Annotated in this window: 20 protein-coding genes; 13 read left to right on the top strand and 7 right to left on the bottom strand. The window is 52.8% G+C overall.

The window, feature by feature from the left end:
* Positions 1 to 82 precede the first annotated feature (82 nt).
* The gene (locus ROJ03_RS04395) at positions 83 to 721 is read right to left on the bottom strand and encodes a queuosine precursor transporter (RefSeq protein WP_313725777.1); all 639 of its coding nucleotides are present in this window, start codon (positions 719 to 721) and stop codon (positions 83 to 85) included.
* A 172-nt stretch (positions 722 to 893) separates the two neighbouring features.
* Between ROJ03_RS04395 and arcC the strand changes: the two genes are divergently transcribed.
* A complete protein-coding gene (arcC, locus tag ROJ03_RS04390) occupies positions 894 to 1,838 on the top strand; it encodes a carbamate kinase (protein WP_313725776.1) in 945 nt (314 codons plus the stop codon).
* On the top strand, positions 1,807 to 2,391 hold the full coding sequence (locus ROJ03_RS04385) for a hypothetical protein (protein WP_313725775.1): 585 nt from the start codon (positions 1,807 to 1,809) through the stop codon (positions 2,389 to 2,391). The genes arcC and ROJ03_RS04385 overlap by 32 nt, the downstream gene beginning before the upstream one ends.
* Here the strand turns inward: ROJ03_RS04385 and ROJ03_RS04380 are convergent.
* A complete protein-coding gene (locus ROJ03_RS04380; RefSeq protein ID WP_313725774.1) occupies positions 2,332 to 3,633 on the bottom strand; it encodes a DUF4105 domain-containing protein in 1,302 nt (433 codons plus the stop codon). The two genes, ROJ03_RS04385 and ROJ03_RS04380, sit on opposite strands and share 60 nt — an antisense overlap.
* An 85-nt stretch (positions 3,634 to 3,718) precedes the next feature.
* On the opposite strand from ROJ03_RS04380, the gene recO reads away from it, so the two are divergent.
* From recO to ROJ03_RS04335, 9 genes are all read left to right on the top strand, one after another.
* Positions 3,719 to 4,468 carry a DNA repair protein RecO gene (gene recO, locus ROJ03_RS04375; protein ID WP_313725773.1) on the top strand — a complete coding sequence of 250 codons (750 nt, stop codon included), beginning with the start codon at positions 3,719 to 3,721 and terminating at the stop codon, positions 4,466 to 4,468.
* A 36-nt stretch (positions 4,469 to 4,504) separates the two neighbouring features.
* Positions 4,505 to 6,658, top strand: coding sequence for a single-stranded-DNA-specific exonuclease RecJ (gene recJ, locus ROJ03_RS04370; RefSeq protein WP_313725772.1), 2,154 nt, complete (start codon positions 4,505 to 4,507; stop codon positions 6,656 to 6,658).
* Between the two features lie 109 nt (positions 6,659 to 6,767).
* Positions 6,768 to 6,977, top strand: a complete 210-nt coding sequence (gene rpsU, locus ROJ03_RS04365) for a 30S ribosomal protein S21 (protein ID WP_014268838.1) — start codon at positions 6,768 to 6,770, stop codon at positions 6,975 to 6,977.
* A 221-nt stretch (positions 6,978 to 7,198) separates the two neighbouring features.
* Positions 7,199 to 8,083 carry an NAD(P)-dependent oxidoreductase gene (locus tag ROJ03_RS04360; RefSeq protein WP_313725771.1) on the top strand — a complete coding sequence of 295 codons (885 nt, stop codon included), beginning with the start codon at positions 7,199 to 7,201 and terminating at the stop codon, positions 8,081 to 8,083.
* Positions 8,083 to 9,165: a 3-phosphoserine/phosphohydroxythreonine transaminase gene (gene serC, locus ROJ03_RS04355; protein ID WP_313725770.1), complete on the top strand. Its 1,083-nt coding sequence runs from the start codon at positions 8,083 to 8,085 to the stop codon at positions 9,163 to 9,165. The genes ROJ03_RS04360 and serC overlap by 1 nt, the downstream gene beginning before the upstream one ends.
* 3 nt (positions 9,166 to 9,168) lie before the next feature.
* The gene (locus ROJ03_RS04350) at positions 9,169 to 9,627 is read left to right on the top strand and encodes an Lrp/AsnC family transcriptional regulator (RefSeq protein ID WP_313725769.1); all 459 of its coding nucleotides are present in this window, start codon (positions 9,169 to 9,171) and stop codon (positions 9,625 to 9,627) included.
* Positions 9,628 to 9,791: 164 nt separating this feature from the next.
* Positions 9,792 to 10,784, top strand: a complete 993-nt coding sequence (locus tag ROJ03_RS04345) for a dihydroorotate dehydrogenase-like protein (protein ID WP_313725768.1) — start codon at positions 9,792 to 9,794, stop codon at positions 10,782 to 10,784.
* Between the two features lie 2 nt (positions 10,785 to 10,786).
* Entirely contained in the window at positions 10,787 to 11,923 is a 1,137-nt protein-coding gene (locus ROJ03_RS04340) for a 1-acyl-sn-glycerol-3-phosphate acyltransferase (RefSeq protein WP_313725767.1), read from the top strand.
* 1 nt (position 11,924) lies between these two features.
* Positions 11,925 to 12,575, top strand: coding sequence for a hypothetical protein (locus ROJ03_RS04335; protein ID WP_313725766.1), 651 nt, complete (start codon positions 11,925 to 11,927; stop codon positions 12,573 to 12,575).
* On the opposite strand, the gene mutL is transcribed toward ROJ03_RS04335, so the two are convergent.
* From mutL to ROJ03_RS04310, 5 genes are all read right to left on the bottom strand, one after another.
* Positions 12,572 to 14,365, bottom strand: a complete 1,794-nt coding sequence (mutL, locus tag ROJ03_RS04330) for a DNA mismatch repair endonuclease MutL (RefSeq protein WP_313725765.1) — start codon at positions 14,363 to 14,365, stop codon at positions 12,572 to 12,574. The genes ROJ03_RS04335 and mutL overlap by 4 nt on opposite strands.
* A 62-nt stretch (positions 14,366 to 14,427) precedes the next feature.
* Positions 14,428 to 16,872, bottom strand: a complete 2,445-nt coding sequence (locus ROJ03_RS04325) for a hypothetical protein (protein WP_313725764.1) — start codon at positions 16,870 to 16,872, stop codon at positions 14,428 to 14,430.
* Positions 16,873 to 16,892: 20 nt separating this feature from the next.
* On the bottom strand, positions 16,893 to 18,275 hold the full coding sequence (locus tag ROJ03_RS04320; protein ID WP_313725763.1) for a hypothetical protein: 1,383 nt from the start codon (positions 18,273 to 18,275) through the stop codon (positions 16,893 to 16,895).
* A 74-nt stretch (positions 18,276 to 18,349) separates the two neighbouring features.
* Positions 18,350 to 19,111 carry an ATP-binding protein gene (locus ROJ03_RS04315; RefSeq protein ID WP_313725762.1) on the bottom strand — a complete coding sequence of 254 codons (762 nt, stop codon included), beginning with the start codon at positions 19,109 to 19,111 and terminating at the stop codon, positions 18,350 to 18,352.
* Position 19,112: 1 nt separating this feature from the next.
* Entirely contained in the window at positions 19,113 to 20,396 is a 1,284-nt protein-coding gene (locus ROJ03_RS04310) for an HD domain-containing protein (RefSeq protein ID WP_313725761.1), read from the bottom strand.
* A gap of 136 nt (positions 20,397 to 20,532) precedes the next feature.
* Here ROJ03_RS04310 and ROJ03_RS04305 point away from each other — a divergent pair, with 136 nt between their 5' ends.
* The gene (locus tag ROJ03_RS04305) at positions 20,533 to 20,976 is read left to right on the top strand and encodes a hypothetical protein (protein WP_313725760.1); all 444 of its coding nucleotides are present in this window, start codon (positions 20,533 to 20,535) and stop codon (positions 20,974 to 20,976) included.
* 158 nt (positions 20,977 to 21,134) lie between these two features.
* Complete coding sequence (locus ROJ03_RS04300) at positions 21,135 to 22,160, top strand: ABC transporter substrate-binding protein (RefSeq protein ID WP_313725759.1); 1,026 nt, start codon at positions 21,135 to 21,137, stop codon at positions 22,158 to 22,160.
* Positions 22,161 to 22,213 lie beyond the last annotated feature (53 nt).

Genomic DNA, 22,213 nt, shown 5'->3' with positions numbered 1-22,213 from the left:
CCTCCATATAGACAAGTAATTCGGACAGGGTGTGTCTCTGTCCAGACTAAAGGTAATCAAACTTTTGGGAGAAGGAAAGTGACTAATCCTTTTTGGAGAGCCATTTCACGCCCAAATAACAGAAAGGGGTATCGATGAGGGCAAAGACGACCTTGAAAATCCAGTAGGGGATGATCAGGGTAAAGACATAGGCCACGGTAAACTTGGGTGTCAGGTGATAGAATGCAATGAACATGAAGATCACGGTATCGATAAACTGGCTTACCATCGTGCTGATGTTGTTGCGAATCCAGAGATGTTTCCCCTGGTTGATTTTCCTGAACAGCATGAAGATCTGTATGTCGATGTTCTGGCTTACCGAAAAGCTGATCAGCGAGGCCAGGCTCATGCGCATGCTCATGCCGAAGATCTGCTGGTATTGCTCCTGCATGTCCCAGGTAGGGTTGGGCGGGATCTTGACGCTGATCCCTGTCATGACAAACAAGATAACCAACATGGCAATGGACATGTTGACGAAGAGGGTGGCATCCCTGTGTCCCTTCACTTCCCCGACAATATCTGTTACCAGAAAGAGAACCGGCATGAAGAAAATGCCGACGGAGACCCTTACACCCAGCAGGGTGATAATCTTCGATCCTATGGTATTTACCAGGACCATGCTGGTAATGTAAAGCGCGAACAGAAACATCTCTTTCCTGTCCAGATTTGACGAATCTTGCATTGTCACCTCGTTGGTGCGGAGTTTAGCAGAAAGAAGGGAGATGGGTCAACCGCTTGGGGAGGTTGCCTTTGGTCATTGCGAATTTCTTCCTCCTCCAGGTGGAAATATGTTGCAATTTGTTGCATTTATGGTATGATGCAAGGACCAGAAAGTCGCAAGGATGGAAAGCCAGATGGATAGCAAACTGATCGTAATTGCCATAGGTGGCAACTCACTCATAGAGGATGCAAAACACGTAACGGTTTCTGCACAGTACGAGGCTGCCCGCAAGACAGCGGCACATATCGTACGGCTCGTACAGGCTGGCCACAGAGTGGTCATTGCCCATGGAAACGGCCCCCAGGTCGGTTTCATCCTGCTTCGTGCGGAATTCTCCCGCTCGATCCTCCACTCTGTCCCCTTGGACAGCTGTGTCGCCGACACCCAGGGAGCCATTGGCTACCAGCTGCAGATGGCGCTGAACAATGAGTTCAACAAGGCAGGGATTCACCCAAGCGTTGCCACTGTCGTCACCCAGGTGGAAGTTGCCGATAACGACCCCTCATTTCAGAACCCCACAAAACCCATTGGCTCCTTCATGACGAGTGAAGATGCAAAGTATAGGGAAGAGCATGATGGCTGGTCATGTGTTGAGGATGCAGGACGCGGCTACCGCCGTGTTGTGGCAAGTCCAAAACCGAAAGCCATCGTTGAGATCGATACCATCAAGGCCCTGCTGGCAAACCGTGTGATCGTCATCGCCGCCGGCGGTGGTGGCATCCCTGTGGTTCGCGACGAGCTGGGGTATCTGAGCGGCAGGGAGGCTGTCATCGACAAGGACCTTGCAGCGGCCCTTATGGCGAAGGAACTGAAGGCTGACCTGTTTGTCATCTCCACCGCTGTCGAGAAGGTCTGCCTCAACTATGGCAAGCCCAATCAGAAGACCTTGGACACGGTGACCATCAACGAAGCTGAGCAGTACATCAAGGAAGGACATTTTGCTCCTGGAAGCATGCTTCCCAAGGTGCAGGCTATCGTCGATTTCGTTAAGTCAACGGGAAATACAGGGCTCATCACCGACCCTGAGCATCTCTATGGAGCTCTCTATGAAGGGAAGGGGACGAAGATTGTCCTCTGACAAAAAGCCCATCTTCCCAAATCGCCGCAGTGCTGTCATCAGCATTGCGGTTATTCTGTTTCTACTCGTCTTTGCCACCATCGCCATTGACCAGAACAATGTTTCCCGGCTCAAGAAGTACCACAAGGAAGCGGTTGTGCTCCTGGAAAAAGGGATGGGCGAGATGGATAGCCGGTTTTCCTACACAGAAGCCCTTGTCGGACTCCTTGACGACCAAAGGTTGGCAGCACCCTTCCTGCCTTTGTTCGAGGCCTATTCCGGCCAAGATTCTCCAGCGGTCCTGAGCACTCTCTACATCGGCTTGGACAGGGCAGTCCTAGAGCTTCAGAAGGCTGTGTTCACCCATGAGCACTACCTGCTCTATGCTGCCTATTTTGAAAAGATCTATGAGTGTGAGCAGGCTCTTGCCAAGGATCTGGATCTCTATAACGAGAAGGCTGCCTACTACAACCGGCAAAAGGCAGCCTTTCCAGCTTCCCTTGCTGCCAGACGCCTAGGGATGGAGAGCCTGGAGCTCTTTACCCTTGGCCCTGCGATACAAGGCCGCCCCTGACAGGTAGAGCGGTAGCAACAGCAGGATCACCTTCATGTTGTCCTGCACAAATAGGGTAGGCAGCACTCCCTTGGCCACCACCAGCAAGATGCCTGCCCCAAACAAAAGCTGATATAGCCACCCTGCAAGCTTTCCTGGCCTGCCTGAAAAGGCGGCCCTGAATGCAGAGAAGGATGCGAGCAGGAGAAGGGGATTGACCAGCAGGATGTTCTCGTTCAGCCAGGTCATGTCCATGTCGGAAAACGTCATCATGAATAGCAGTATCGATCCCAGGCCCCCAAGGGCCAGCAGGATCAGGGCATGCAACAGATAGGTTGTGCGCCTGCATCGTCTGCCCAGCATAAAAAGGAGAGAGGCTGCAATAACTCCTGCAAGGGCGTACACCCAGTCATTGTTCACATTCCTGGCATGCGCGGTAAAGCGAACATGCTCGGCTCTGGTATCCTGCACTATCTGTTCCTTGGCTGCCAAGGATGGGAAAAAATCCAGCACAGCCTTGTTGAGCTCTTCAGGGAGGAACATCTGGTCATACCGGCTCAGGGGCTTGTCGATGGACGGGCCTTGCAGGAAGTCGAGGGCCCAGAACACCACCGGCGCGTGGGCAAGATAGCGCTGGGCGAGCTGGCGGTAGGTGCCCGATGCCCCTTGGGCCTCTGCCCATGCCCTGAACTCTCCATCGGTTGCCGCATTGATGATGTCCCGTATCCTGGTGGCACAGTTGTCCTTGTAGAAGTGGTAGAGGTAGGTGCTGTTCTCCGCCATTGCGTTGTGCTGGAGGAACCTGATGGTAGCAAAGGTTGCCTCAGGGGTAAGGTCAAGCTCAACCAGCTTCACATCCCGCTTTTCGTCCAAGGCCTCCTGGATTCTCCAGGTGGCTTCGCTCTCATAGACAGCGTAGTACATCCTTCCTCTGGCAAAGTTCAGGTAGAAGTTCTTCTGTTCGGTATCGAAAACCCCGTAGTCATACATGACCTGTCCCCCGGAGGGTTGGCCGACGATCAGGGCTGTGTGTCCGAACCAAGCGTAGAGGGGGTCCCCGCTGCCGATGGTCAACAGTGATACCGTTGCGCCCTCGACCCACTTTCGTTGGTTCTCCGCCAGGGGTTTTGCAAAATCTATCTTTCCCAGCTCCTCTTCGCTATCGAACGGCTGGTCCTGGACTCTGGTTCCACTGAGGCTGAAGCCAAAGAGGGGTGGCAGCAGCAGTATGGCTAGGAGAACTACAAGCGGTAGGCGTTTCATGGCGGAAATCATATCACAGGTGGACCGATCTTCCAACCAGTTGATTTTTTGCCTGCTTCACTCTACTCTTTGGTTTGGAGGGTTCATGGAGCGTAACGTATCGTCCTTGGCAATTGTACTGCATAGCATACGGTACGGGCAGATGAACCGAAGGCTCAAGCTGCTGACAGTCGATTTCGGGCTTATAGATGTGGTAAGCTACGGAGCGCGAAAGTCCCTCAAGGCCGTAAAGGGTGATGTCTTTTCCGATGGCCAGTTCTTCCTCTACCATAATCCTGTAAAACGGGACTATACCCTCAAGGATGTGCAGGTCATCGCTACCCATGACGAGATCCGCTCAGACCTTGGCTCAAATTATGCGGCCCTGTTCTTCTGTGAGTTGGTCATGAAGACCAATGGAGGGGACAGTGCCTCCCAGTATCGGCTTCTGAGCACTGCCCTCGACCTGCTCTGCTCCCAGCCCAATCTGGTTGCACGGATCCTGATTCAGTTTGTGTTGAGGTTGTTGGATGTCTGCGGCCTGCAGGCTGACTATGCAAGGTGTCCCATCTGTGAACGGGTATATGGACAGCAGGAAATTATTCAGTTCAATGCACAATTGGGTGCACCATGTTGCCAGCAGTGTGCTACATTGGATTCAGGTATGATCCTGGGCCCCGGAGCCCGAAGATACCTCACCCTCACCAAGGAGATGGATTACCATCGGGCGGTGGAGATCGCTCTTAGCGAGCAGGCTACGCTTCGCATCAAGGCCTATATGCTGCGCTATGCCCTTATTCTCAGTGGCGGACAACTGAACACCCTCTCAGGTGGGATGCTGCAGACCCTGTTCTGATCATGAGCAAATTTATTGTAAGGTTGTATATAGAGTATGGATTGGAAAAAAGTACCGGTAGCGTCACAGGACGTGAAGCATCTCCACGAACAGTATGGAGTCGATCTCCTCTGTTCCTCGATCCTGGTCCGTCGTGGCCAGACCAGCAGTTCCCAGGTCAAGTTCTATCTTGAGAATGAGCTTGCCTACCTGCACAACCCCTTCCTGTTCGACGACATGGAAGAGGTTGTTGACCGCATCAATGCATCGAGTGCGGAGGGTGAACTCGTGCGGGTGTTCGGAGACAGGGATGTCGACGGGATAACCAGCACGGCTCTGCTCGTCCAGGAGCTGCAGAGGATGGGCATCGAAGCCTCCTTCAAGTTGCCAGAGGGTGATGAGCCCTATGGCCTGACGATGGAAGGGGTTGATGAGGCCTATAAGGATGGTGTGACGCTGCTCATCACCGTCGACTGCGGCATCTCAAACAATGCCGAGGTTGCCCACGCACGGAGCCTGGGCCTCGATACCATTATCCTTGACCACCACATCAGTGGTGAAGAGCTGCCCCCTGCTCTGGCCATCATTGACCCCAAGGTCCCCGGCTGTGGCTATCCGTTTCAGCACCTTGCCGGCTGTGGGGTAGTGGCAAAGGTCATCTGGGCCTTGCGATTCAGCCAGACGAACTTCTACCACGAGGAGTGTATCCTCCTGCATGCCCAGCCAGGGCATGACACCATCATCATCCAGGCCATGAGGGTCGAGAACCTCCTGGTCATCGACCAGGTCATCGAGGAGATCAACCCCGGCCTGCTCTCCCCATCACAGAGCAAGGTCCTGAAGTTCCTCTCCAACGGGATACCTATCCTTGTGCTTGATGCTGCTGCCGAGCTTGCCCAGCTTCGCCAGGCCTTCGGCAAGATGGTGGACATCCATCTTGTCGACATGCGCCTGGAGATGGAGCAGGTCATGCCTGTGGTAAAGGGAAAGAGCCTCTTTACCCTCTCCAACCTCAGCAGGGCCCTGAAGTACAGTGTCCATGGCCGTGACGAGCTGCAGGTACTCTTTTCCTTGTTCACCGCATACTGCATGAAGAAGTACCCTCTGTTGGATAGTGGCTATGAGTCGATACTTGACCTGGTTGCCATAGGGACCATAGCGGACCTCATGCCGATGGAGGACGAGAACCGCCTGCTCGTAAAACGGGGGCTCAAGGTCCTTACCGAAGGAAGGAGGGAGGCCCTGCTTCCCCTCTTTTCCATGCAGAACCTTGTGGGAAAGCAACTCTCCACCAGTGACATCTCCTGGCAGATTACCCCGGTCATCAATGCATCGGGGAGGATGGGCAGGCCCTCGGTTGCCGTGGAGATGCTGCTTGCAACCCAACTATCTGATGCAGAGAGGCTCTCCGGGGAGCTGATCGGCCTGAACAAGGAACGCCAGAAACTTGGTGAGGATGCCTGGGAGAGGCTGCTTCCCCAGGCGAAGGAGAGCTTCGAACAGACCGGGTCCAAGCTGGTCATGGTAGAGGATGCATCCCTGAGCCGGGGAATTACCGGTGTCATGGCAAGCCGGTTGATGAAACAGTTCAATGCCCCTGCCATGGTGCTTGCCACCATCGGCGGCACCAGGGTGTCTGCCTCCATGCGTAGCCCCGTTGAGTTCAATGTGCGTGAGTTCTTGTCCACCTTCAACGATCTTTTCCTGGATTTCGGTGGGCATGCCTGTGCAGCAGGCTTCTCCATGGATGTGGATAACCTGCCCGTTTTCAAGGGCCGGGTCATGGATACGATCGACCATATGGAAGGTCTGGAGAACGACGGGGATGATTCCATCCTCATCGACAGCACCATCCCCCTGGAGTACATGACACCGGAAATCATCAAGGTGGTGGAGTTCTTTGAACCGTATGGAGAGAAGAACCCTCCCCTGGTGCTGATGATGGAAGGGGCCACTATTGAGGATATCCAGTTCATGAACAACAACAAGGGGGGAGTGCGCCATCTGAAGCTGACCCTCTCCATGGGCCTCTACAAATGGCCAGCCATCTACTGGCAATCTGCTGACCGGGTCGGGCGTGATTTTGACAAGGGCTCGATCGTGGACATTGCCTTTCGCCTTGGGAGGAACTACTACCGCAACCAGTCCACCTTGCAGCTGATGATCCTGGACCTCAAGACGGAAGCTGACAAAAAAGCTGATGGATTGTGATTCCAGGCAAAGGATTTTTATGTGGATGCTTGACATACTAGCCATGTTTAAGGCATTCTGGTTGAGCAGTTTAGACCCAGTAATCGGGGGGGGAGGTGAGAATTAATATATGGCATACGTAAAAGTAGATGACAACGAACCTTTGGAAAAGTCAATCAAGCGCTTCAAGCGCATGGTCGAGAAAGAAGGTATCATCCGCGAATGGAAGAAGCGGGAGTACTTTGAAAAGCCCTCCACCATCCTTAACAGGAAAAAGAAAGCTCTTGCACGCAAGCAGATGAAAAAAGTCCGTAAATTGCACGTTTCCAAAAGTTACTAAGCATATATCCGCCGGGAAACCGGCGGTTTGTTTTTGTCCCGCCGACCTCTTAGTAATTTCAATTCTTACTATCCAGCAACATCCTATGGTATTTTTGCTCAATACGTAAAAAATATCAAAATAAATTAGACAAACCCCCTTTTTTTGGTGTACACTTGTTTGTATAGATTATCGTCATGAGTGTATGCCCATGAAGAAATGCAAAGAGAGGGATGAAAACCATGCTAATACTTATTTCAGACGCCTTCGATGCCTCGCTCGCCCCACGCTTGGAGGTGTTTGGTGAAGTGACGACGGACAAGAGCCGCCTAGGCGAAGCACATGTCGTGCTCGTCCGCAGTAAGACCAAATGTACCAAAGAGTATATTGATCAGGCCCCGAACCTCAAGTTGATCATTCGCGGTGGCGTCGGTATCGACAACATCGACAAGGCATATGCTGATAGCAAGGGCATCATGGTCCGCAATACCCCCAAATCCTCTGCCATAGCAGTTGCTGAGCTCGCCTTTGCCCTGATGCTCAGTACCCCCTGCCATCTTCTTGCCTACCATAATGGTATGAGAGAGGGCAAATGGCTGAAGAATACCACCCGCACTGAACTCTACGGCAAGACTCTCTGTTTGCTTGGCATCGGCAACATCGCAAGTCGTGTTGCTGAACGCGCCCTCGCCTTTGGCATGAAGGTTGTCGCATACGACAAGTATGTGAGTTCTTCACCCCTTGCCCAGATGAAGGCAACCCCTGAACTGGCAGTGGCAGATGCCGACTACATCTCCATGCATCTGCCCCTTACCGATGAGACCCGATCCATGGTCAACAAGAGCCTTATCTCCCATTGCAAGAAGGCTCCTGTAATCATCAACACCGGCCGAGCCCTCTGTGTTGACGCCTCTGATATGGTCGCTGCCCTGGAAGCGGGAACTGTTGCCTGGTATGCAACAGATGTCTATCCTACCGACCCTCCAGCAGAGGACTATCCTATCCTTAAGGCTGAGCATGTCACCCTTACCCCCCATGTCGGGGCAAACAGTGATGAGAACCTGGGCCGTATCGTGGACGAGACCTATGACATTATCAATGAGCTGGTGCAAGGAGGAAAACTATAATGGAACGAAAGAAGAATTTTTTTGCAGGCCCTTCGGTACTTCCTGTTGAAGTGCTTGAACAGATGCGTGACCAGATGGTCGAATACAACAACCAGGGTATTTCCATGGTTGAGGCAAGTCATCGTGGCGGTCTTTTTGAAGATATGTACGACGAGTGTGTTGCCCTGTTCAAGGAGCTGCTCAATGTTCCAGAGGAGTATGAGCTCTACTTCCTTGGCGGCGGAGCCACCTTGCAGTTTGCCATGATCCCCATGAACTTCCTCCGACCCAATACCGTTGCCGACTACATCAAGAGCGGTACCTGGGCCAACAAGGCTGCAGAGGATGCCGAGCTGTTTGGCAAGGTCAACTACTACTACGATGGAACAGCCAACAAGTTTTCCTCCCTTCCCAAGGCTTCTGAGGTACACCCCAGTGCAAACAGCAGCTACCTCTACCTCTGCTCCAACGAGACCATCGGGGGTATCGAGTGGCAGGATTTCCCCGATACAGGGGATGTCCCCCTCATCGGAGACATGTCCAGCGATATTCTCTCCCGACCCGTTCCAGTAGAAAAATTCTCCATGATCTACGGTGGTGTGCAGAAGAATCTGGGACCTGCCGGTGCCACCTTCATCATCATGAAGAAGTCCCTGCTTGAAAAACAGAACCCCAAGCTTCCTGCATACATGGACTACTCCAAGCACAGCAAGGAGAAGGGCCTGTACAATACCCCTCCAGTATTCTCCATCTGGGGAGTGAAGCTGGTCCTTGACTGGATCAAGAAGAATGGCGGCGCTGTCGGCATGCAGAAGCGTGCCACCGAGAAGAGTGCGATCCTCTATGACCTGATCGACAGTTCCTCCTTCTTCCGCAGTCCTGTAGATCCTGCATACAGGTCGAAAATGAACATTGTATTCCGCCTTCCCAATGAGGATCTTGAGAAGCAGTTCGTGACTGAGGCTACCAAGCAAGGCATGCTGGGCCTGAAGGGCCATCGTTCTGTTGGTGGGCTTAGGGCTAGCGTGTACAATGCCCTTCCGAAGGAAGATGTGCTCTATCTTGCCCAATTCATGAAAGAATTTGAGAGGAAGAACGGGTAAGCGATGATGAAGCTAAAGATGGACGAGACGAACAAAGCGATAATCAAGCAACTGCATGACGGGCGAAAGCCCTTCAGTGCGATTGCAGAAGAACTGAACATCACTGAGAATACCGTACGTGCACGGGTGAACAAGCTCATTGATGAGGGGGTTCTGCAAATATCCGGGCTGGTGAACCCTGAAACCATTCCTGGCCTGCAGGTGGTGATGATGGGGGTCAAGCTCAAGACCTTGGACTTGGAGAAGAAGGCAAAGGAGTTCGCAGAGCTCCGGGGCGTCATCTCTGCTGCCGTGGTCACCGGTCGCTATGATCTGATCGTGCAGCTTGTGCTGGCAGAGGACGAGGGCCTTACCCTGTTGGATTTCTTCAAGAGGGAGTTGGATAAGATTGACGATATTTCTGAGGTCGAGACCTTTGTCGTCTACCAGTCCCACAACTTCAGGATTCCCTATATCCTCTAAAACCTCCCTTACCAGAGTCAAAAGGTGCCGTGAAAACGGCACCTTTTTGCATACATTCTCTGCATGAACTTACGCAAGGCATATGGAGAAACCCTTATATTCATGCTATACTTTGCCTCAGCCGTGTAGTTATGTCCGGCATAAGAGTTTTTGAGGAGTGTGTTATGGCAGATTTGTCAACAAAATATCTTGGTCTGAACCTGAAAAATCCTATCATAGTTGGTAGCAGCCCCCTTACCGCAACGCTGGATTCCCTGAAGAAATGTGAAGACGCAGGAGTAGGTGCTGTAGTTCTTAAGTCGATTTTTGAAGAACAGATCGAGGGTGAGAGCGATGCTGCTGTTGATGATAGCCAAGAGTACCTTGTCCATGCCGATGCCTACGGCTTTATGAAAAACTCCAGTAAGGAGCGGGCCATCGACGAGCATCTGACCCTGCTTGAGAATGCCAAGAAATCTTTGCAAATTCCTGTAATCGCATCCATCAACTGCCGGGAAAACGGCTCCTGGATCGAGTATATCAATCGGTTCATTGCCTGTGGAGCCGATGCCATTGAACTGAACCATTACATAGTTGCCGCAGATAGGGATGTCGATGGCTCTGCCATCGAGAAAAACTATCTCTCCCTGGTAAAGGCTGCCCGCAAGAAGGTCTCCATCCCCTTGAGCCTGAAGATGGGCTCCTCCTTCTCCTCCCTCTCCAATCTCCTGTTGAAGTTTGACCAGCTGTCCATCGATGGTGTGGTCCTCTTCAACCGGTTCTATAGCCCTGATATCGATACGAAGAACCTCTCGTTTACCTCTGCCCACATGCTGAGCTCGGAAGATGAGTATGCACAATCTCTGCGGTGGACTGCCTTGATGAGCGAAGAACTGCGCTATGACATTTGTGCCTCGACAGGGATATACACAGGGGAGACTGTGGTAAAGCAGCTGCTTGCAGGAGCAAAGGCTGTCCAACTCTGTTCAGCACTTATGAAACATGGGCTCACTAGAGTTTCCAAGATCACCGCTGAGGTTAGTTCTTGGATGGATGCACATGAATTCACCCAGATTTCCGACTTTAACGGGCAGCTGGCCCAGGAGAGGATCGCCGATCCCTCACGGTGGGAGAGAACCCAGTACATGCGGACTATCATGGGTGGCAAAAAGGACTGAACATGGATTTGACAAGCTATAGAGACATCTCTCCCTATCGGGGAGCGGATGTTCATGAGGCGGTAGGAAGGGTGTTGGCCGACAAGGATGCCCTTCTGAAGATTCTTGCAGGGTTCATGCCTTCCGAGACAGCAGAGCAACGGGCGATCAACGACAAGTTCGCAAACCACATCATGCATGCATTGCAGAAGGTCGATACCTATGATGACTTCCAGCGGCACATCACCGCTGGTGTCTTCCTGCCTGCAATCCTGCAAAAGAGTGTCGACGCCTTCTCATCCAGCGGGTTGGAAGGAAATTGCAAGGAAAAAGCCTATCTCTACATGAGCAACCATCGCGATATCGTCCTCGATTGTGCCCTCATCGACTATGCCCTCATCCAAAAGGACAGGATGATCTGTGAGATGGCCATCGGTGATAACCTTCTGACCAACCAGTTCATCACAGACCTGTTCAAGCTCAATGGTGGGGTGACGGTAAAGCGTACCCTTCCGATGCGCGAGAAGTATCTGGAATCCATCAGGCTCAGCTCCTACTTTGTGGAGATCATCACCGAGATGAACAAGTCCATATGGGTTGCCCAGAAGAGCGGCCGTGCAAAGGATGGTCTTGATGTGACCACCCCTGCCATCATCAAGATGCTCCATCTTTCCCAGAAGCGGAAAGGGATAACCTTCAACGAGGTCATCAACAGCTGCAACATCGTCCCTGTTGCTGTGAGCTATGAATACGACCCCTGTGACATCATCAAGGCCACAGAAGAGATTGCCCGCAAGAAGAGGGGCGAACAACCCAAGAAAAAGTATGAGGACCTCATCAGCATCTCCCGAGGGCTGAAAGGGTACAAGGGAAGGATCCACATTGCCTTCGGTGAGCCTATCCATGGGGAGTTCCATAACTCCGACCAGGTAGCTGCTGAAGTAGACAGACAGATCCATCTCTCCTACAAGCTTTGGCCGACCAACTGCTTTGCCTACGACTATCTGGAAAACTCCGATAGGTTCAAGGAGGAGTATGCTTCGTTCGATACAGAGGCCTTCCTCGATCGGTTCAGAGGCCAGAAAGAGGATGTGAGGCTGTTCGCTCTCAACTCCTATGCAAATCCCGTCCGGTCCTTCCTTTCCGCACAGGCCAGGTAGCATGAAGGCAAGACTACCCATCCTTGTATGCGTTGGTTTTGCCTTTTCCCTGCTCTTCTCCTGCTCCCGTTCCCCATTTACCCTCATAGAGGTTCACAGTGAAGTGAGCACCGTGCGCCTCTATGACAGAGCCCAGCAACTCATTACCCAGTATGAGAGCTTGGGTGTGTTCCTCCAGACCGAGGAGGAGCAGCCATCGCTTCAGCTGGAGGTAACCTCCCCCGATGGCCTCAACACCTGGCTGTTCAAGGCCGAAAAGAAGGTCGTTGACGGAATCCCCTACTATGGAAGTGCAAACCTCTCCCTTGGGCCCCTGGTGCCGATTGCAGAAGGGCAGTGGAGCCTTCGGGTGCTCAAGGATGATGGGCGTACCCTCTCAGACTCTTTTATGGTAGAGAAGGGCACGGCTTCCCCACGGCCGTTGCCTGAGGTGGACAGGGAGAGCTGGACCCTTGCCGTCGGGGATGGGATAGGGGAGTATGGTCTTCAGCTGTTGGATGAGAAAGGGCGGCTGCTCTTTTCCAAGACAACAGGGGATAGGCAGGTCAATCTGCAGCAGCTCTACAAGAAATGGGAGAACGTCCACACCCTCGGCCTTGCCTGGTATGACGAGCGTGCAAAAGAGAGCCAGATTGTCTGGTATCTTCTCTAGGTCCTTCCTACCGCCTGTGCTAGCTCATCCTTGTTGAGCCTCACCACAAAGGTCCTCCCATGGGGACAGCAGGGCTCCTCCAGGGCAAATACCTTCTTCAGCAACTCGGTCGCCGTGGTCCGGTCAAGAGTGTCTCCGCCCTTGATCGCAGAGTGGCAGGCTACGATGGCATAGAGCCCTTTTTCGATTTCCTTCCCATCCCCGGCATGACGCTGGATGAAGGTGATGATCTCGCTTTCTATGGATTTGTACATTGCAGGAATTGCCAGCAGATTCCATTGCAGATGCCCGACCTTCTCCAGTTTGATGCCTAGGTTGAGGTATATGTCCAACTGCTGCTGAAGATAGATGTCCACATCATTATCCACTTCAAATTCCACCGGTATCATCAGGGTCTGTACATCCTGACGTGATCGAACCGCATCGAAGAGAATCCTCTCATGGGCGGCGTGCTGGTCGACCAAAAAGAGGTCATTGCCTTTTTGCGCGATGAGAAAGAGGTTGAAGGCCTGCCCAAGATAGGTGAAATCTTCATCTGTGGCTTGTTCTTGCCAGATGTCCGACTCTTCTGTGGTGCGGGAGGCCTCCATCCTGTTCTCTTTCAGGGCTTCCTTGGCCTTTTCAAACCAGAGTGGGTCACTAGGTCTCTCACTTGGGGTGTAGGGCCTTCTTGCCTCATGGGAAGAGGAGGGGAAGGAGGGGCCTGAAAAGCCCGAATGGTTTGGGGTGTAGGAGGGGGAGGTGTACTCCCTCTGCTCATTTTCTTCCAGGTTGGCCTGCACCTCCTTGATCAGTCGGGGCAGTGTGCGCTTTACCTGGCTTGCGATCATGGAGACTATCTGGTGGTGAATCTCAGCCTTGTTCCTCAGTTTTGCCTCTCGCTTGGTAGGGTGTATGTTGAAGTCCACCAGGGTTGGATCGACGGTTATGAAGAGATAGCAGTAGGGAAAGGATCCCCCTGGCAAGAGCTCCCCGTAGCCATAGGTGACTGCCTGGACCAGGGCAAAGTCCTCGATCGGCCTGTCGTTGATGTAGATCTTTATATGGGAACGATCGCTTCTGAAGATTGCCGGGGAGGAGCTTACCGCATAGAGGCTGAACCGTGCTGCACTCTCCTGTAGCTCGAGCATCTCGGATGGGACGATGTTCTGGCTTGTCGTTAGTGCATCGAGGATCCTTTTCTTCCTCGTTGTGGCAGGAAGGTCGAGCCTCAGCTTCCCGTCGCTGAAGAACTTGAAGGAACGCTGGGGAAATGCCAGGGCCTTTTCCAGGAGGATGTTCTTGCACATGGTGGCCTCTGTCGAGGGGCGCTTGAGGAACTGCCTCCTGGCAGGGATCTCCTTGAAGAGCCCTTCAACGGTAACCTTTGTCCCCACATCAGGACCACCAGGCAGAACGTCGCTCTTTTGCCCGTTGTCAATGGAGATGTTCCTTGCCGGCTCTCCCTGGTAGCTGCTGCTGATGGTGATCTTCGACACCGAGGCAATGCTGTAGAGAGCCTCGCCCCTGAAGCCCATGGTGCTGAGGTGATACAGGTCGTCCAGGACTGCAACCTTGCTGGTTGCGTGGCTTTCGCACAGCAGGGGAAGGTCCTCCTCTGCTATGCCCGATCCATCGTCAATGACGGTAATCTCCTGAAGCCCACCCTCAACCACGCTTGCCACTATGGTCGTTGAGGATGCATCGAGGGCATTGTCTATCAGTTCCCTCATCACGGAGGCGGGTCTCTCTATCACTTCTCCGGCAGCTATCCGCTGTGCTACCAAGGGGTCAAGCAGTTTGATGTTCATGCACACAATGTAGCATGTTTCTCAACGAAGGGCAAAAGGAAAGGGCCCGAAGGCCCTCATCCTCAGAACTGCATCCCTACCTTGTAGAGTGCCGAAACGGTAACCCTTGGCGTGGTAAAGAGCGTTGTGTCAGGTGGGTAGTCTGCCTTGACCTTCAAGGTCAGATCCCCTGTCGAATATGCAACAGAGAGGAACGAGGTTGCTGTCTGCCCACCGAAGAGTGTGGTTATCGCCTTGCTTCCATCGAGGATGCCCGTGAGGGTCTCGGAGACGCCCATCTCCTGAAGGCCGAGGGAGATGGTGACTCCCTTCTGCTTGTAGGAGAGGGTAAGTTGGCTGAAATCTGCCTTGTAGGGGAGGTTGCCGGTGACTATGCGCAGGTTGTTGTCAAAGGGAAGATTCAGTAGGAGGTCTGCCTTGAAGTGTTCCCCCTCATAGGTTGCCTGTGCCAGGATATCGAAACTTGAGCTGTAGGAGGTGTCGAAAGCGTAGGAGAGGTCGCTGATCAAGAGGTTCCTGTTCTCACCGTCGCTGATGGAGGCCAGGATTTTGGCAAAGAACGGGCCCTGCTTGAGGGAGAGCCCTCCGCTGAGCAGATAGTTTGGAAAGAAGGAAGAGAGGGTAGCGTCAACAAACTGTGAGAAATCAACAGTAGGGTAGGTTGGCAGGTACCCGCTGGCCATCACCAGTGCGTTGAGCTGGGTCGTACGGACATCAATGATCGGGAAGAGGAAGTTGATGTTGGGATAGAGGTCAACCGTCCATGAAGGGGTAATCTTGGCCAAGGCTCCCAGGGAGAAGGCAAAGCGATAGCCTTCGCTTTTTGCGTAGGTCAGGGCAAAGGATCCGTATTGGCTCTTGTTTGCCAGAAGCCGGGTAAGGTAGAGGTCATCAAAATAGATGGTGGAGGAAAAATCTCCCACCTCAATCTTGTTGTAGAGGCTGAGCTTGTTGCTCTCTCCAAATGCAGGGGCGTAGAAGAGGTCGAGCAAGGATGACTGGTGATGGCTCTTGTCCAAGGCCAGGAAGAACGGCGAGGAGCTGTACCCGATGCGCAGGGTATCGATGAAGCCAAAGCCGTAGGAGATCAGGGGGAGGGTGCCTGTCGGGATGTCTGTCACGTTGGAACTATAGGTCGAAAAGTCCTCGGTGGTTACCGAAGCTTGCAAGATCAGGGAAACATTCTTGTAGGTGAAATAGGGCTTGAGGGAGAGTGCGTGGCTCATGCTGTCGTTGTCGGTGCCGTCAAAGACAAAGCTATAGGCGGCCTCCAAACCAAAGGAGCCTGGTTTTGTCTTCTGTTCCACTGTGGAGAGGATCCCCTGGGGTTTCTCTTTCAGGGGAACCTTTTCCTCAGCTACCGTGGGTGCTTGCTCTTGAGTGGCCATTGTTTCACTCTCAACAGTCACAGGTTCCTCAATGGCAATTGGTGCACTCTCAACCACTGGCTCCTGTACTGCAACCTCTGCCCTATCGATTGTTACCTGAGGCTCTTCATATACTGAAGGAGTTGCCTCTGGAAGTAGTGCCGGTTCTTCCTGAATAGCTAGTTCTGCGGTAGCCACGACCTTGCTGGTGGGGGTGGTAGGCATTTGTGGTGCCATGGGTCTGACCGTTACTACGATACGGGCCTTTGGTTTGGGGATCCAGGTGGAGGTGAGGGTTGTTGGGGCCTGGGGAACCTTGACCGGTTCTGTCCTGACTGAGAGATAGGAGGGCTCTGGAGGGAGGGTAAGCATCTTTTCTTCAACCGAGGTGAAGGTTGGTGCTGTTGAAGGCATGATGATGACCCCTGGTGTGGCTGGGGTGGAGGGTTTGGCAGGCCTCAGGAGCACTGAAGAGACCTTGGGAGCTCTTGGTGTCGGAGCTATGACCGGTTTGGCCATCTCACTGATCAGCTGTTTTGCAAGCATCAGGTCGGGGTAGGTTGCATAGGTCAGGTAGTAGCCTGCAGGAATCTGCTTTGCTGTTGCAAGACTCTCCTGCATGAGAAGCTTCTGGAAGGAAGCGATGTGCTTCGTGGCCTTGGTTATCGAGTTGAAGGAGGTGACCTCCCCACTGAAGGATGTCACCGACTCTTCGTTGTCATCGGTGATGACAAACATCTCCCCATCTCCTGTGAGCTTGAACAGGGAGACGGGGGTTGCAACCGAAAGGGTTCCCCCTTCCATGTCATAGGTAGTGAAGGTGGCCTTTCCTTTCACGAGGTAGAGGCTTGGGTTCCTGCTTATGAGATCTCCTGTTATGAGGATGGAGTCCTCATACAGGTTGATGGAGCCTTTTGGGGTTATGATGAGGATTGGGGTATCGGGGTTGTGGATTATCCATCCCTGCCCGATATTGGAGGCAACTTCTGCTGTCGATTCCAGTCTGGTACCTTGGCTGTCAAACAGGCGAATCCCGCCGATGTCACCATCACCAATGAATACAGAATCCTCAGCGGCAATGGGGAACAATACCAACATGGCCACCAAGGCAAGACATACTCTTTTTAGCACCCGACTCATATATTCTCCCTCACCTGAAGTTATAGGATTGCAATCCTGACTGCGGTATCTACTACCAACGTCGATTTAGCTTGTTCATCAAAGATCATACTAAGGCCAATGGTAAACGAATAAGGTTTGACTTTTATGATGGCCGAAGCCTCAATGTCCACATTGCGCAACGTAGAGAGACCTTCGAAGAAAGCTTCATCCGTACTGGTAGGATAAAGCTTTTCATAGCTCAAGTCCAGTGAAACGATATTGAATAACCGTTTGTCAATTCTTGCATTTGCAAGGAATTTGTAGTTAAAGAAGTTCCCGTCGCTATAATCGCTACGGATGTTTGCCCGAAGATAGGCACCCAGGCGGGTAAAGTTCAGCCCAGCCAACGCATCGATTCTCATCGATCCTATTTCGAGGACCGAGTTTTCTCGATCCTCTGCCGTCAACGCTTCAAAGCCAGAATCGAAATAGTCGGGGTAATAGGTCCCGAAGGAGGGGATGGTCAGGCTGGTGTTGAAGATGAAGAAGCTCTTGGAGTGCCCCCATATGCCATACCGGGTGGCGATGCCAGGAGCTGGTGTGTTTGCCCCTGGGGTCTGTACCAACAGGTCTGAGAAGAAGGCAAGGTTGAAGAACTCCCGCTTGAGCAGGGGGATGCCTAGGTCAATGGCGATGAGCTTTCGTGTATGGTGGCTGTCATCAGATCCCTCAGCAAAGGATGCAGAAGGGTTCTCAGCATAGCTGACCCCAACCTCCATGTTTGCAAAGAAGGAGTTCTCATAGGGGTAGAAGGGGCGGGCATAGACCCTCCAGGCAGAGAGGGTCGGCTCAAACAGGTCGTTGGTAACAAACTCAAAGCCCGCATTGGGGATGTGCAGGAGGTTTCCGTCGATGGCAACATCCAGGCCTGGGCGGGTAGCGTGGCTATCGACGCCCCAGTCAAAGAATCCATTGAGGATTGCCCCGTCACCCAGGGTGATTCCTGCCAGCTTCCCATAGCGGATGTAGATGTCCTCGTACCTTTCGCCCCACTGGATGTACCGAATGAAGGAGCTGTACTGCGCCAACGCAGCAAATAGGTAATCGGCTGTTGTTTCCTCAGCTGTTTTGGGTCTCAGGGCCCAATCGGAGAAATCAAAGGAGAGATCTACCGGGTTATTTGTTGCCTGACCCTGGAGCTTGAGGGCAAGCTGGAAGGAGAGTTTGCCAAAGGTAAAGTCAGGGGCAAAGGAGAGGCTGAAAAAACCATCCGATGTGGCGGTTCCTTCAAGAAGGCTCCCTACGGTGTCCTCCAATTGAGCTTGCCCCAGGTTTACAGGGGGTGTCTGTATGGTCCCTTGTGCAGGTTGGCTCTCTTCTGCACTAAGGAGCGAAAGCACAACGAGCAAAATTACCAGAAAAACTGAAATTCGTTTGCTCACAGGCTTTTTCTCCTCCCTACCACTAAGATTACACATAAGGGTCACACATGTAAACCTCGCACAGGGTAAAGAGGTTACAGTCGGCCTTCAAAGCTATGGGCGTTGTAGATGTGTTCCCTTGCATACTTGTCCATGTGTGACAATTCCTTGATAAGGGGTTTGAGTTGGGCTCTGATGTTTGACTGGTCGTAGGGACATACCGGTTTGACAACAGGCAGGTCATAGGAGAGTGCAAGCTGTTTCAGGCTGTTTTCGTGGATTTCGATCATGGGCCGTATCATCTGGATCTTGCCGTCGAAGAAGGGCTGGACAGGTTGCATGGTGGTGAAGCTGGCCCTGAAGCAGAGGTTCATCATCGTCGTCTCCACCAGATCATCGAGGTGATGGCCCATGGCTATGAGGTAGATGCCCCTCTTTTCACACTCTTCGAACAGGATCCGTCTTCGGTTTCTGGAACAGAGGTAGCAGTTAAACTCCCCTTTGAAGGAGGCCGGGTACTGGTTCTCGTCCTTGATGGTGAACTCAATGTCGAGGTCTGCAAAATACTTGGCAAGCCTTGGACGGAACTCCTCCGGGATGGGGTGTTCGATCCAGTTGATCATCACAGCCTGTAGCTCATACTTGATGGGCATCCACTTCCTTCTGAGGGAGAGGGCGAGGGCGAGGGAGAGCGAATCCTTCCCCCCTGAAACGGAGAGCAGGACCTTCTCGCCTTCCTTAATCATGGAATAGGTGTTGATGGCCTTGCCTGTATGTTTTATGAAACGCATCACCCAAGGGGGTATGTCCCCGTCGATGAGCGTGGTGTACGAACGTTTTTCTAGAACCTCATTCATGTCAGCAGAACTCCAATGCCCTCTCTACAGCCTCTTTCGATACATAGGGGGGTGTGAAGATTCTGGTTTTTCTTAGATTTTTTGTAAATACCTTTCCCACATCTTGTGAGAAAACCGTATTGGCCCTGTCAAAGGGAATTGCAGTCCCGTCGTTTTGGATAAGGGGAATATCCGACTCGAAGAGGATCGGCTCGGGGATGTCGATGACCACCTGATGGCTCTCAAGGCCCTTGTAACCGAAGTCAGACCTAAGTCTCTGGCAGAGGGACTCCTCCAGGCCCATCCGTTCGGAAAGGGAGGTGCAGCGCCGGTCGAGGGCCCTGGTCCCGTCAAAATCCTGTTCGTGACGGCAACTGAGGAAGATATTGTTCCTGACCTGGGAGAAAAGCTCCATCGGCCTGTAGTTGAGTTTGTCCGGTAGGGTAAAGAACTGCTCGTCGTCCAGCACATAGAGGTCTTCAGCGGTGAGCACCCCTTCAGTGAGGGCACACAGCAAGGCCTTCTTGATCATCGCTGTAGCGCTACGGACACTCTTGTGCCAATATACATTCTTGTACATCAGATACTTGCTGAAAAGCAGATGCTCGACCGACCCTTCGGCATGGAGAGGCAAGGCGGGCTTTCCCTGGTAGATCATAAGCTTGCTGGTAATGTAGGAGACATCCTGCATGCCATAGGGAACTCCGCAGAAAAATGCATCCCGGTTCAGGTAGTCCAGCTTGTCGGGGTCAAGGGCGCCTGAGAGCAGGCTTCGGTAAAAGAGGAGCTCCGGGTCCTCGCATAACCGCCCTTCGTCGATGATCGCCGCAACCAGGGCGGGCGAGCACCCTGAGTCCAGGATTGCATCATGCAGTTGGGAATCCTCTTCGATCAGGGAGGCTGCAATGGCCTCGTGGGACCGTAAGGGCAACTCTTTCAGCGAATGGGCAAAGGGGAAATGGCCGATATCGTGCAGGAGGGCAGCGCAGAGGAAGGTCCGCATCCCCTCTTCGGTGAGCAGGGTCTCCTCCCCTGTGCTCAAGGCCTGCCTGAGCAGGTTGGTGAGGATGGTGTAGCTGATATGGTAGACCCCCAGGCTATGGTCTAGTCGTGTATGCACAGCCCCTGGATAGAGGTGGAAGGTCGGCCCCAATTGCTTGATCCTCCCCAATTTCTGAACGGCAGGAGAGAGATAGATACGCTTCAGTGGCTCGCTGAGGTGGATATCCTTCCATAGGGGGTCGCGGATGGTTACATCATAGTGGGCATAGAGGCTTGAGAGGGCTTTTGCAGTAGCGGTATTCATACCTGCATAGTAAGCGACGCTTCTTCTTGTGTAAAGTATAGCAATGGGGGATTGGGTTGCCCTTTGCCCACAGCTTCTGTATCACGGCAACCACAAAGGTTTGACAAATCGGGCCCCATCGTCTACACCTAGGGATATGAGAATACAGAGAAGATGCATCCTCGGTCTTGCCCTGCTATGCATGGCGATACCCCTTTCGGCCCTACCTCTGGGCACCCAGCTCTCCTTTGCCTATGGCACACCGACCCTTGCCCAGGATCCTTCCATTGGCCTTCTGATAGAGCCTGAGGAGGGTAGTGTTGAGGCACTCTCCTCTCAGGCCCTATCAATGGCCTACTCGAAGGAGTGGATAGAACGGTATGTATCAGAAGACCTCCGGTTTGCCTTTACCCGCACCTATGACCAGGTTCTTGCCAAACTGCTCCCCCAGTCCTCCATCTCCGTAGGCAAGGCGATCAGGGGCAATGATGTGATAGAGGTCCCCCTACGCTTTGGCCCGGACATGAAGTATGGGAGCTTTGTCTGGATTGAGGTCTCTGAGGGTGTCTATACCTTGGTCTCCATCACCCTTGCCGAATAGGGGCATAGGTCAATTTCCCCATACTTCAATTTCTGGTTCACCTTTTGCGTATTTCCCTACCTAGCAACGGAATTGCTTGCAGATATCGAATACGTTGTCTTGCTAACCCCCAAATCAATGGTAGAATAGTATATTCATTATGCTATTTGGAGGTAAGAATGAAAAAGACTCTGTTGCTGTTGCTTGTTGTCCTCATGGTTCTCGCTCCACTTGTTGCCCAAGGCTCGAAGGAAGATGGCTCTGCTGCCAAGGAATTGGTGGTCTATGCAAGTGTCGATGAAGCAAATGCCGTGAAGATCCTTGACGCCTTTACCAAGGATTCCGGGATCAAGACAAGTTTTGTCCAGCTCTCCTCAGGACCTGCCCTTACAAGGATCCAGGCCGAGAGTGGCCGCCCTCAGGCCGATGTCTGGCTCGGGGCCCCAAGTGACAACCATGTCACAGCCAAGGTCGATGGCCTGACAGTCCCCTACAAGGGTGCTGCCTTCGAAGCCCTTGGTGCCGAGTTCAAGGATCCCGATGGCTACTGGAGAGGTTTCTACATGAACCCCCTCTGTTTTGGTGTCAACACCACCTCCCTTGCAAAACGGGGAGCCGCAGTTCCCAAGAGCTGGGCTGACCTCCTGAAGCCAGAGTATAAGGGCCTGATCCAGGTGCCGACCCCACAGGCATCGGGGACAGCCACCACGATGATCTACTCCCTGATCGAGATCATGGGTGAAGATGAAGCCTTTACCTACATGGCCAAGCTCAATGCAAACGTCCAGACCTACACCTCTTCAGGCACCGGCCCATCCAAGGGAGTAAACGTCGGGGACGCAGCAATTGGCATCCAGTTCTCCCCGGCATTCTTCCAGATGAAGGCCAACGGCCAGCCAGTCGAGATCGTATTCCCAACCGAAGGGTTTGGCTTTGAGTTCCCTGCTGCCTCCATCCTCAAGGGAGCCAAGAACTACGAAGCTGCCAAGATCTTCATGGATTGGCTGGTAAGCAAGAGGGGCCAGGATGTCCTGAAGGCAACCGGGACCTATTTCTACCCTGTCATCGCCGATGCTGAGATCGACCCTGTCATGCCTGCCTTCTCCACCTTGGATGTGGTTGGCGTAGACCTTGCCTACTATAGCTCACGCAAGACCGAATTGGTCGAACGGTGGGTTAGCCAGGTTCTTTCAGCAAAGAAATAACGACGGTTTGTATCGTGTAATTCGGTGGTGCGCCAAAGGCTCACCACCGCTTT

The sequence above is a fragment of the Sphaerochaeta sp. PS genome (assembly GCF_032144095.1).
Taxonomy (GTDB): Bacteria; Spirochaetota; Spirochaetia; order Sphaerochaetales; family Sphaerochaetaceae; genus Sphaerochaeta.
This window is presented reverse-complemented; position numbering and strand designations above follow the sequence as displayed.